This is a genomic window from Paenibacillus sp. 01T443 (assembly GCF_056398325.1).
In genome coordinates, this window is record NZ_JBFTPE010000020.1 from 56616 (window position 1) to 69596 (window position 12981).

Sequence of the window (12981 nt, forward strand, 5' to 3'; positions counted from 1 at the left end):
ATTAAATGACGGTTACCAATATTCAAAACAAGCTAGCAGTACTATAGTAGAACAAACTATTTGGATCGGACTGATTGTGAGGCTTCAATTAACCATATACATGTAGAAGGACTCTCATTGGGATTGGATTTAATCTATACCTGGGAAATGTTACTTCGCAAGAACCACCATCTTGAGAGAACATTTAAGATTCTATTGAGCTGCGATCCGTATTTAGTCCTACAAAAAACACACGATGAGTAAATAACTCACCGTGTGTTCTTTTCGTTGATAATTTTGTAGTAAATAGATGTTGATGATACGTAAAGGATTAGATACGTTAACACATACAATCCCATGACAGAAAAAATAATCGTCGTTAAGGAAGGTAAATCTTTTATGATTAGGATGACTGTGTAGTATAAAAGATACCAACTGTGTACCAGTCCAAGTATTAGCGGCGGTAAAAATACGAACAGCAATTGCTTCCGGATAATCTTTTTCATTTCTTTGTCGCCAACACCAATTTTTCGTAAAATTGCGTAGTGCTCTCGCTCTTCTGTAGCTTCGCGTAGCTGTTTAAAGTAAATGACACTTCCTAAAGCAAACAATGCAATGACTGCAAAAAACGCAACGGAGAACAAAATTAAAGATGACGACTCCGTATCAATGGAATGCATATCAATAAAGGCTGAATAATATGCTCCTTCTGTTTGCATAACCATATCATATATTTTTCGGGATACGTCATTTGAGGTTTTCGGATCTTCGATTTGATAAATTTCATAGGAAGAAAGGGTACGATTTTCTTTTAAATACTCAAAAGCTTCGTCTGTAATAACGAGTACTGAAGGTTGAAGATCGGAATCTCCACCAGGACTCGTTGGGATACTTAACAACGGGTAACGTATTTTTTCGACGACATGAAATGTATTGTCTTCTAAAACGGTAATTTCAGGCTGAGAACTTTTGTATTTTGTCGGTTCATCTAATCCTCTTGTTAAAACAATTGCTTCTTCACCTTCTAAATCTACTTTTTCACCAACTTCACGTAAGTCAACAATCGCATTTAATTGTGACTCAGGGAAAAGGAAAAACTCCTCTGTGTAATATTCGGGATTGCTAAAAAACTTTTTTCGATTTGGGATTTTATCTGTTTGAATTCCAGCAATTGTTTCATGACCAATAATTGGATGTGAGTCATTCATAATTTGTTCAATTTGTTTTTGTGTTTCATCATTTTGCGTCGAAAAGGCAATATGGTTTGGAAATTCTTTTTTTACAACGTCACCTTTCACGGCGTAATCTACAGCAATAAATCCAACTGCAAAGATGACAATAGCACTAATCAGCGAGTTAAACGTAAAGTTTACTGTATTTCCTCGAATAGAAAAACGAAGGGAGGAAATCCATAACATTTTGTTACCAATAAAGTAACTTTTACTTTGACTCATTTTTTGTAAAACCCAACCGGAAAACTGGCGGAAAAATAAATACGTTCCGACAATCAATGCCACTGTTGTAGCAATTAATGTTTCTTTAAAATAATTTTTCCATATGTCTGTATATCCTGCTATGGTAATCGTATAGTAGGACGCTGCAATCAATAGGATGGACAATATCGCTAAAGGCATGGAAAATTTAAGCGGTTTGTCCATTTTTCCTTTTGCATGAAACAATTCAACTAACTGCACACGGCGGACATTAAAATAACTTTGAATAGTAATAATGCCGATTAATAAAGCGAATAACAGAATAGTTGAGACGATTGCTTCAAGTGGAAAAGCAAAAGAAATGTCGTCATTGTAATGCATTAAGTTCATTAATACCATACCGAAAAATTTGGATAGTAATCCACCGATTAATATACCGCTGGTTACAGCAATGGCGCTTAGAAATAACGTTTCAAAAAAGACCATTGTAGCAACTTGTCTTTCTTTCATCCCGTAAAGTAAATACATGCCAAATTCTTTTTTTCGCTGCTTCATAAAAAATGAGTTAGCGTACAAAATAAGAACACAATAAACAAAAAGACGATAATCGAGGCAATGAAAATACTCGTTTCGTAGTTTTCCTTATTTTGAATTGCTGCGACTACGTCCTCGTTAAACATTAACCCGGAAAAGGTAAAGTAAATGACAACCCCGACTAGCATAGAAATGAAATATATGGTATACAAGCGAAAGTTCCGCTTCATATTCCTCCATGATAAATCAACTAAGTTCATCGCTGGTTACCTCCTAATGCACTTTGAATCGTTAATATGCGATCAAAAAATTCTTTTTCCGTTTGCTCTCCTTTAAAAACGATTTTTCCGTCACGGAGAAAAATCACGCGTTGACAGTAACTCGCTGCATACGAGTCGTGGGTAATCATCAGAACCGTTGTCTTAAATGTCTTATTGAGCAATTGAATTTGTTCCAGCAACTGGGTAGCAGATCGGGAATCAAGTGCACCCGTCGGCTCATCGGCAAACACAATCGCTGGATTGGTAATGATTGCCCGCGCTGCAGCCGTGCGCTGCTTTTGGCCACCGGAAATTTCAGACGGATACTGATCCAAAATCGATTCAATATTTAATGCTTCAATTAATTTCCCTAATCGATGCTCCATTTCCTCAACAGGTGTTTTTTGTAACGAGAGTGGCAGCAGGATGTTTTCTTTCACCGTTAACGTATCCAGTAAGTTGTAATCTTGAAAAATAAATCCCATCCGTTTTTGGCGGAATTCTCGTAAAGCATGCTTTTTCAAATCTAACAGCGATTTTCCCTCAATCCAAACATCCCCTCCGTTAAAGGTGTCAATCGTTGAGAGGGTATTCATTAATGTCGTTTTCCCAGAGCCCGATGGGCCCATAATCGCGGTGAATTCACCTTCTTCAATTGTCAAATCAATATTTTTTAAGACTTGTGTTTTTCCGTAAGATTTCGATAAGTTTTTTGTTTGAATAATTTTAGTCATTGTTTCGACCTCCTTCACCAACATACTATACCGATTAATTTGCCCTCCAACCATCGATATATCAACATCAAAAGTGACATTTTTGTCATGTTGAGTGAAGAGTCGACAATGTTCTATAGTTTGTCTGTATTTAACTTAAATTAATGGGTTGTCTCCGTTAGTTGCAGGCACTACACTTTATATATTCATAAACTTCTATTGAAAAGGAGAATTCATTTTGAATAACAAACCAACGCCAAACCAACCACTTGTCACTCATATTTATACGGCGGATCCCTCCGCACATGTATTCGAGGGAAAAATCTATATTTATCCGTCACACGACCTCGATCACAATGGTCCTGATAATGACAATGGTGATCAATATGCGATGGAGGACTATCATGTACTGTCCATAGATAATTTCGACTCAACAGTCGTTGATCATGGTGAGGTTCTGCATCTAAAAGATATTCCTTGGGCCTCCAAGCAGCTTTGGGCGCCAGATGCTGCCTATAAGAACGAAACTTACTTCTTGTACTACCCGGCAAGGGATCATGACGGGATTTTCAGAATTGGCGTAGCTACAAGCGTATCTCCGGCAGGCCCGTTTACGCCGGAGCCTACTTATATGGAGGGCAGCTTCAGTATCGATCCCGCTGTTTTCATGGATGATGACAATCAGGCATTCATTTATTTCGGAGGACTATGGGGCGGCCAATTGGAAAAATGGCAGACAGGCACCTTCAAGCTGGATGAAACGGGGCCGGATTCGGAAACGCCAGCGCTTGGTCCGCAGGTTGCACGGTTGAGCGATGATATGCTGTCAATTCAAGGAGTGCCTCAGGAAATTTCTATCGTCGATGAGAACGGTGAGGCCATTACGGCTGGTGACGAGGAGCGGCGCTATTTCGAAGGACCATGGGTGCATAAGCATAACGGTTGGTACTATCTGTCTTATTCGACGGGTACTACACATAAGCTGGTCTATGCTGTTAGTCAAAATCCGTTGGGGCCATATACCTTTAAAGGGACGATTCTTACCCCGGTTATCGGTTGGACTACTCATCACTCCATTGTTCAGTTCGAAGACAGATGGTATCTGTTCTACCACGACAGCTCACTGTCGGGAGGCGTTAACCATAAACGATGTGTGAAATATACGGAGCTGCACTATAACGAGGATGGAACGATTCGGACAATTGTGTATAACAACCTATAATTAAACGGGTGAATAACCTAAGCAATGGCAAGTTCCCGCATTGACCAATTTCCCAAGCTACATGAAGAGTTTAGCATGCAAAGTGAAAGCCACCCTTCCTGGTGGCTTTTTTTTTGTTCATGAATTGAACTATCTGCTAAAAGATACGATATAAGGTTCCATCGATTTGAGCCCATAATACGAACGGACAGGATAATACAACACTATGTTAATCAATGAAATGGAAAGTGACAATTTATATTGGTAATGGAAGCCAGTGGCACTCTCATATCTATTTTTGCTGACTTAAAAGGCTGGACCTATACACTTGTCTTCCCGAAAACGCTGCCTAGTCCACTACCGAGAAACATAAGCTTTCTTGCGGGATTTCTTCGAACAAGAAATTACTATGAAACCTGGTATGAAAAAGTTTGTTATCGATTGCTGGCAAACCCCTCGGCGGTTGGCCGATGTATTCACATAGCCCAACTTATCAATGCCAAGCGTTGCCTACTAGTGGTAGAATTTCCAATATTCGCTTTTGATGGTGATAAGAATACCAACTGGGTTTCTCAAATGCATAATAAGGGCGGTACACCATTGCTTCTTTTTTATAGAGAGATCTTTATAATTCTGAGAAATGTCTAAAAAAAACAGTCGGTATTCTTATGTTTTTCGAGGATTGTTTATTCTTCTTTGTTTTCTAAAGAAGGGGTACTTGTTAAAATAAGGTGGAAATTTACGTTCCGTACGACCAAGTCCGTATTATATGTGCGGAGTGGGAATTCGGAGGATTGCCATCTTGGCTGCTTAAGGAAGAAAATATGCGCTTACGTTGTTTTCATCAACCTTATTTGGCTAAAATCGATGCTTATTACAATGTGCTATTGGCTAAATTCTTGCCGCTTCTATGTACAAATGGCGGATCGATTATTGAATGCAATTCGAAAATGAGTACGGAAGTTACGGCAATGATAAGATATATTTATTTCTAAAATGATTGTCCATTATGCATAATTGAAAAATGAGGTGCTAACATTGAAGAAAATAACTCCTTGGCCTCCAAACCTTACTCTTGAGTCAGGAATATCACTTTCAAATTTAGTGGTTTTCGCAAGCGCTGATCAGGAAACAAATGAGGCGAATCAAAGAACAATATTGAACTTTAACAATAATTGGGGATATTACCTAGGTGACTTGACTGGCGCAGAGGCCCCTGCTTTCGACGACAGCAAATTTGCAAATATTACAATTCCTCATACAATGAGACTTGAAACAAAACATGCGAATGGCGGGCAGTCCGTTTACCAAGGGATAGGTTGGTACAGAAATTATTTCATAGTTGATGAACAGTATAGAGGAAAAACAATAAATATTGATTTTGAAGGTGTACAGACCGATAGTGACGTCTACTTGAATGGTGAGAAAGTTTTCACTCGCAATGGCGGATATGTTGGTTTTTCAGTGGATATAACTAATAAGGTAAAGTATGGCGAAACCAATGTTCTGGCGGTAAGGGTATCCAGCAATGACAGTCCTGATACAACGCCTGGGAAACCTCTTGCGAATCTTGACTTCCATTACTTCGGTGGCATATATCGAGATGTAAAAATGAGAATTACGAATAATTTGCACATATCCGATGTTTTACAAGCCAATCAAACAGCGAGTGGCGGTGTGTTTGTTTCTTACTCTGATGTAACAAACTCAAGCGCTACAGTTAATGTGAAAACTCATGTAGTTAATGCAGATAATGTTTCCGCGCAGACCAAAGTAATCAGCAAGCTTATAGATAAGACCGGAAACGTTGTTGCACAAGGTGAAACCGATCCAACAAGTATAGCTGCGAGTGGAGATTATCAATTCAATCAAAACTTAACTGTAACAAATCCAAGTTTGTGGAGTCCGGATTCTCCGTCCTTATATTCTCTGGTAAGCGAGGTTTATAATACTTCGAGTTTAGTAGATTCTACTACTATTAAAGTAGGTGTCCGAACGATAGAGTATAAGCCGGATGGTTTATATCTCAATGGTCAGAAGATATTTATACGTGGAGCAAATCGTCATCAACAGTTTCAAAATGTAGGGGATGCAGCTCCTGATTCCATGCAATATCGCGATGCATTGCAAATGAAAGAAAATGGATTTAATGCGGTGCGGGCTGCTCACTATCCAAATGATCCTGCATTTCTAGATGCAGCCGATGAAATTGGCCTGTTGGTCATAGAGTGTCAGCCCGGTTGGCAGAACTTTACAAACAGCACTAAATTTTATGATTTAACATTAAGGGATACACGCGAAATGATAAGACGCGATCGGAACAGACCCTCAGTCGTCTTATGGGAAGCAGCTTTGAATGAAACACACACTTCGGCAGAATGGACACAAGAAGTAGTTCGAATTGCTCATTTGGAATATCCGGGTAACCAGATGTATACCGCGCAAGACTATGGGCTTAATGGTTCATTCTATGACGTTAATTACAAGGCAGTTGATACTAATTGGCAACAAGATCCAAGCAAATGGACGGATTTTAATCCCAATAAACCGTTCTTTACACGTGAATGGGGTGATTTCGAGGGGTCTAGTAAGGCTTTGAGAAAAGAAGGCGAAGCTGTTATGAACACCCAAGTTCTTACACGTCAGAGATATCTGAATGGTGATGGTTATTCTGACTGGGGCGGGCTTGATGCCAATAAGAGAATAGGCGGTTATTTCCTATGGAGTTGGAATGACTATTCTCGCGGGTCAACTACTCAGACAGCAGGAAGCGGAACAGTAGATATAGACAGATATGAAAAAAACGCTTACTATTGGTCGCAGTCCATGCAATCTGCAAGAAACCCTGTATATGGACCAATGGTGTTTATCGCAAGCACTTATTCTCCTGCATCTAGTCTTTCTGTCAATGTATTCAGCAATTGTGATTCTGTTAAGCTATATCAAAACAATGTACTGTTGAAAGAAATTACAAGAGACGAGGCTTCAACGGCTGTTCCTACTATAGCAGGAAAAGGTGGCAGCCCGATATTCACATTTAATTTGGGCCAGTTTGTTGCGGGAGAACTTAGAGCCGAGGCTATTTTAGATGGGGAAATTGTAAAAACTCACACTGTTAAGACACCTGGTCAGGGAAAACGAATAGAAATTGAAGTTCGCGATAGAGGTATAAAACCTGTAGCGGATGGTTCTGACTTAATACCTGTATACATCAAGGTTGTTGATGCAAACGGTACAATAGTGCCTGGTGAGAATCATGCAGTTAATATCTCTGTAACAGGACAAGGTCAGCTTGTAGGCAAAGACATTCCAAGAATTGGCGTTGAAGAACAGTATGTTGAAGGAGGAATAGGCTTTGCATTTGTAAGAGCTTCTGACATAAGTGGGAATATACAAATTACTGCTACTTCAGAAGGTCTGGAATCAGCAACTACAAGTGTAAGCACTTTACCCTACCAAGGACAGTTTGTGCCAGAAGGACAACATACTCCATGGGTTGGCGGAGTCGAGAAACTGGAATCTAAAGTAACAATCTATAAAAATATTGCCGTTGGAAAACTCATTACAGCATCGTCTGAGCAAAGCGGAAACCTTGCTAAGAATGCAGTAGACAATGATGATTCTTCAAGATGGTGTGCAAATGGAGGTTCTTTGCCCCAATGGTTGAAGGTTGATTTAAGGAAAAGTTTTTCATTGCAAGGCTTCCAGATTCAATGGGAGAAATCTGATGCTGCATATAAATATTACATTGAAGTTTCAACAGATGGCGTGAATTGGACTAAGGTTATCGATAAATCAACCAATACATCTCCTAACGGAAGTGAAGAGACAGCTTTGGTTGATACTAGAGGCAGATACGTAAGGTTATCCATTGTAGGCAGCATTACTAACAATTACTGGGCATCCCTGTATGAGTTTAAGGTTATACCATCAGATTATCAAGACCCAGATGATATTATTACTGATAATGCCATCGACACTATACAAGCATCATCGGAAAGTGAAGATGGTCGAGGCACGGATAAATTAAGGGATGGAGATACAACAATAGGAACAGGCTGGCTCGCAAAATCAACAGAAATGCCACAGTCCGTTACTGTTAAGTTTAAGAACCCCCAAACTGTAGCGGGGAGCCGCATTTACTGGGAAAAGGATAGTAGCTGGTACACTTATGATTTAGAAGTATCGACGGATGGCGTTGTATGGAAAAAAGCTCTTGATAACTACCGTGTAGGGGGGCAACAATTTACACCGGAGGCTTTTGTTAAGCCATTTAAAAATATCAATTATGTTCGCGTAACTATAAAGGATATAACTGCCGGTGGTGGATTTAGAGTAGGGATGGCTGAATTGATATTGTATGGCCAAAACTATACTATTCCTTCAGACTATGGCATAACGGCCATCAAGCCGGTAGAGGTCAATACGAATCAAGGAATTGCGCCTTCTTTGCCAACTGTAGTAACAGCCGTGTACAACGATGAATCAGAACAAGCTGTTGCAGTAATATGGGATCACATTGAGGCTACAAGTTATGCAAATGCCGGTGTATTTACTGTGGAAGGTACAGTAAGCGGAACAAGTATCAAAGCCACTGCTCAAGTAACCCGTATTTGATAACAAGCACCAACGACAACGGACAATGCGCCTAGCGGTTGGGTGAAGCAAGAGGTCACCGTACTAGCTGCCGCTGCCAGCGGAAAAATAGACGCAGCGAAGAACATGATGACAGACTATATTGGTAAAGTAACGGATCAATCCGGATAATCCTTTGCGAAAGAACAAGCGGACATCCTGATCCGGTGGGCTCGAACCGTGATCTAGCTCAAAGAACAAGGCAGTGATTTGCGCCTAAAGAAAAAAAACTGATTCCGCCGTAATGTCGGAGTCAGTTTTTTTTTATTGGTTCGCATTCCGAATCCGAAATTCCGATGGAGTGACTCCGTATAATTTCTTGAACATCCGATGGAAATAGGAACTGCTTGTGTAGCCGGTCTTTTCTGCAATTTCAGAAACCGATGCATCTAAATGAACAAGTATGCAAAAAGACTTCTTGTGTCGGGAAGACAAATAAAAAACGGATATAGCAACGAATGATACTTTCCGGTTAAAAGGGAGAAATGTTTGATGGATTGGAACCAAAAGAGTTGGTTCTAAGAAGATGAACTTTACGTACCAAAGAGGAATGTGAATAATCGAGAAAGCAAGTGGCATCCAAATATAAAGACCTCCCTAGACAGACAAAGACGACCTCTATTCCCAAAATTAGGAATAGGGGCATCTTTTTCTTCGTGTTCTTTTAGCTGCTCCGTCAAAACCACAAGTTCTTCAGTATCCTCCCTTCCTTGCTGAAGGTTTCTTTTTTATTTTTTGATGGTGATAAGAATGTGATAAGAATAACAACTGGGTTTCTCAAATGCATAATACGGGCGGTACACCATCGACTTCTTTTTTATATAGAGATCTTTATAATTCTGAGAAAAGTCTAAAAAAAATAGTCGATCTTCTAATGTTTTTGGAGGATTGTTTAATCTTCTTTGTTTTCTAAAGAAGGGGTACTTGTTAAGCTGACAACAAGCTTGACAACAAGAATAATCAAGAAAGAAGGAGCAGAAACTATGTCTACTTTTACAATCGAAGGAAATCAATTTTTTTATAACGGGGAGCCTATTCGTATTCTTTCTGGAGCCCTGCATTATTTTCGGATTGTGCCGGAATATTGGCAGGACAGACTAATTAAATTAAAAGCTTGTGGATTTAATACGGTAGAAATTTACGTACCATGGAATTTACACGAGCCAAGGGAAGGGGAATTCAACTTTAGTGGCATTGCTGACGTTGTTCGCTTTATACAGATAGCGGATGAGCTGGGATTGTTCGTTATCGTACGCCCAAGTCCATATATATGTGCKGAGTGGGAATTCGGAGGATTGCCATCTTGGCTGCTTAAGGAAGAAAATATGCGCTTACGTTGTTTTCATCAACCTTATTTGGATAAAATCGATGCTTATTACAATGAGCTATTGTCTAAATTCTTGCCGCTTTTATGTACAAATGGCGGGCCGATTATTGCGATGCAAATCGAAAATGAGTACGGAAGTTACGGAAATGATAAGAAATATTTGAAATATTTGGAACAAGCGATGATTAAACGTGGAATTGATGTCTTATTATTCACATCGGACGGGTATACCGACAGCAATCTACAAGGGGGGACACTCCTTCCAGACATTTTAGCAACAGTCAACTTTGGATCACGGCCTGAAGAGGCTTTTGGAAAGCTGCAGGAATATCAACCGGATAAACCGCTTGTATGTATGGAATTCTGGAACGGATGGTTTGATTCTTGGGGCCATGAACACCATGTGCGAAAGCATGAAGATGTTGCGGAAGTACTGGATCAAATGTTGAAGGTAGGAGCTTCTGTTAACTTTTATATGTTCCACGGGGGGACGAATTTCGGGTTCTATAACGGCGCGAATTATTCGGGTAAATATGATTCGACGGTGACTAGCTATGATTATGACGTATTATTGGATGAATCTGGAGATATCACGGATAAATATATTGCGGTTCGTGAAGTTTTATCGAAATATACCGAAATTCCTGAGATAGAATTACCCCGTCCTATGCCGAAGAAGCATTACGGTGAAGTCCGCTTAATGGAACATGTACGGTTGTTTGATTCGCTTAATTTGTTGTCCACTCCGGCTCAAAGCACATGTCCGGAAACAATGGAGCGGCTTGATCAAGACTATGGCTTCATTTTATATACGACTAACATTGCTGGTCCTATATCGCAAATGAAATTAACGATACAGGAGGTACGTGATCGCGCATTGATTTTCCTTGACGGTATTTATCAAGGAGTGATTGAACGAAACACACATGATATAACGCCGAATATATCAGATGTCGATATCGTTCTAGACATTCCTTCAGAAGGTGCAACATTGAGCATCCTAGTGGAAAACCTAGGACGAATTAATTATGGTTACGGGATGAAGGATCCAAAAGGAATTACGGAAGGCGTTCGCCTGGGCCAGCAGTTCCTTTATGACTGGACGATCCATACGCTTCCGTTGAACAATGTATCGGAGCTAATATTCCAGGAAGTACAGACAAACGAGTCCTTTACCCCTACCTTCTATAAAGGTGTTATTCACTTGGATGAAATCGGTGATACTTTTTTGAATATGGAAGGTTGGACGAAGGGAGTTGCTTATATCAATGGGTTCAATCTCGGCCGTTATTGGGAGATTGGTCCGCAAAAAACATTGTATATCCCTGCACCTCTCCTGCGTATCGGTGACAATGAACTCGTCATATTTGAACTGCATGGAACGAAAAACACAATCGTTACCCTGCAAGATTTTGCTGAGCTAGGTTAAATGAATATTTCTATATCATCTATCTGGATTAGATAAAAGGGGAGAATCAATACATGAGTAAAATTACTGCCGCTTTGCTCGGAGCTGGACAAAGAGGTGCTGGCGCCTATGCAAGTTATGCACTGAAATATCCGGAAGAAGTACAATTTGTTGCCTTTGCTGATACTGACCCCGAACGTAGGAAAGTTTTCCAGCAAGCGCATGAGATTAGTGATGTGAACAGTTTTTCAAGCTGGGAGGAACTGCTTGAAGGCCCTAAGCTGGCTGATTCCATTCTAATTTGCACGCAGGATAAAATGCATTTTGAGCCTGCGATCAAAGCGTTGGAAAAAGGCTACCATATTCTGTTGGAGAAACCGATGTCACCGGACCCATTGGAATGCATCATCATGGGTGAATATGCCGAGAAATATAATCGCGTATTTTCAATTTGTCATGTACTTCGTTATACTGATTTTTTTACGACAATCAAAAAGATCATCACGGATGGTAGAATAGGTAAACTCATGTCAATTCAGCATACGGAAAATGTGGAGCATCGTCACCAGGCACACAGCTTTGTTCGAGGCAACTGGAGGGATTCGGCAGTTTCAAGCCCGATGATCCTGGCGAAAAGCTGCCATGATATGGATGTTTTACAGTGGATCGTAGATACAGACTGTACGAAAGTTTCCTCGTTCGGTTCACTAACTCATTTTCGCGAAGAAAATGCGCCAGAAGGTGCGCCTAAGTACTGTTTGGATGGCTGCCCGGTTAAAGAAGAGTGTCCTTATTATGCACCTAAGATGTACATTGAACGGGATGACTGGGTGGGTGATGTGCTTCGATCCGTAGTCAGCAGTGACACGAGCAACGAGGGTGTACTTCGAGAGTTGAGAAAGGGTCCTTATGGAAGATGTGTTTATCACTGTGATAATAATGTGGTAGATCATCAAGTAGTCAACTTGGAATTCGAAAATGGAGTGACTGTTGCATTTACAATGAGTGCATTTACCTTTGAAGGCGGTCGATCATTGAAATTGATGGGAACGCACGGCCAGATCAGAGGAGATATGGATAAGAATATAATCGAAGTGACAAGCTTTATTAATCGGGAGACGGAGATCATAAATCTTGATGTAGATATGGCAGGCCATGGCGGTGGAGATATTGGTATTATGCGGGATTTCGTACGGCTGGTGCGCAGCGGTGAAGAAAAAGGCCGTACGGGTGCGGATGTTTCTGTTAAAAGTCATCTTATTGCTTTCGCTGCGGAGAAGTCGCGTTTGGAGAGCAAAGTCATACTGATGACAGATTATATTAGTGAATTGAAAAGCACGCAGTAATCAAATTTGCCCTACTACTAGAATGTAATTCTCACTAACAAACCACGATTCGAACGATTGCTTATATGAAGCTATCATTTAAGCTCCGAAATTGGATTTGAGTCTAGGTTATTTAACGAGTATGCTTGATAAAGAGCCGATGGAG

At 40.3% G+C, this 12981-nt stretch carries 8 protein-coding genes and 1 pseudogene; 5 read left to right on the forward strand and 4 right to left on the reverse strand.

Going from position 1 to position 12981, the window contains the following annotated elements; translation table 11 throughout:
• Positions 1-248 precede the first annotated feature (248 nt).
• The 3 genes from AC1DLI_RS27345 to AC1DLI_RS27355 are packed head-to-tail and all read right to left on the reverse strand — an operon-like array spanning position 249 to position 2940.
• Complete coding sequence (locus tag AC1DLI_RS27345; RefSeq protein WP_477607786.1) at positions 249-1967, reverse strand: ABC transporter permease; 1719 nt, start codon at positions 1965-1967, stop codon at positions 249-251.
• On the reverse strand, positions 1964-2206 hold the full coding sequence (locus AC1DLI_RS27350) for a hypothetical protein (RefSeq protein ID WP_477607788.1): 243 nt from the start codon (positions 2204-2206) through the stop codon (positions 1964-1966). Before AC1DLI_RS27350 ends, AC1DLI_RS27345 begins: the two co-directional genes overlap by 4 nt.
• Entirely contained in the window at positions 2203-2940 is a 738-nt protein-coding gene (locus AC1DLI_RS27355; RefSeq protein ID WP_477607790.1) for an ABC transporter ATP-binding protein, read from the reverse strand. The genes AC1DLI_RS27350 and AC1DLI_RS27355 overlap by 4 nt, the downstream gene beginning before the upstream one ends.
• 217 nt (positions 2941-3157) lie before the next feature.
• Between AC1DLI_RS27355 and AC1DLI_RS27360 the strand changes: the two genes are divergently transcribed.
• The 3 genes and pseudogenes from AC1DLI_RS27360 to AC1DLI_RS27370 all read left to right on the forward strand — a co-directional run bounded on the left by AC1DLI_RS27360 (position 3158) and on the right by AC1DLI_RS27370 (position 8737).
• The gene (locus AC1DLI_RS27360) at positions 3158-4141 is read left to right on the forward strand and encodes a glycoside hydrolase family 43 protein (RefSeq protein WP_477607792.1); all 984 of its coding nucleotides are present in this window, start codon (positions 3158-3160) and stop codon (positions 4139-4141) included.
• Between the two features lie 727 nt (positions 4142-4868).
• Positions 4869-5108, forward strand: a pseudogene (locus AC1DLI_RS27365) (beta-galactosidase); the annotation flags it as partial.
• A gap of 50 nt (positions 5109-5158) precedes the next feature.
• Positions 5159-8737 carry a discoidin domain-containing protein gene (locus AC1DLI_RS27370; protein ID WP_477607794.1) on the forward strand — a complete coding sequence of 1193 codons (3579 nt, stop codon included), beginning with the start codon at positions 5159-5161 and terminating at the stop codon, positions 8735-8737.
• A 282-nt stretch (positions 8738-9019) separates the two neighbouring features.
• Here the strand turns inward: AC1DLI_RS27370 and AC1DLI_RS27375 are convergent, their stop codons facing one another.
• Complete coding sequence (locus AC1DLI_RS27375; RefSeq protein ID WP_477607796.1) at positions 9020-9334, reverse strand: helix-turn-helix domain-containing protein; 315 nt, start codon at positions 9332-9334, stop codon at positions 9020-9022.
• Positions 9335-9738: 404 nt separating this feature from the next.
• On the opposite strand from AC1DLI_RS27375, the gene AC1DLI_RS27380 reads away from it, so the two are divergent.
• Both AC1DLI_RS27380 and AC1DLI_RS27385 read left to right on the forward strand, forming a co-directional pair.
• Positions 9739-11511, forward strand: coding sequence for a glycoside hydrolase family 35 protein (locus tag AC1DLI_RS27380; RefSeq protein ID WP_477607798.1), 1773 nt, complete (start codon positions 9739-9741; stop codon positions 11509-11511).
• Between the two features lie 53 nt (positions 11512-11564).
• Positions 11565-12836 carry a Gfo/Idh/MocA family protein gene (locus AC1DLI_RS27385; protein WP_477607800.1) on the forward strand — a complete coding sequence of 424 codons (1272 nt, stop codon included), beginning with the start codon at positions 11565-11567 and terminating at the stop codon, positions 12834-12836.
• Positions 12837-12981 lie beyond the last annotated feature (145 nt).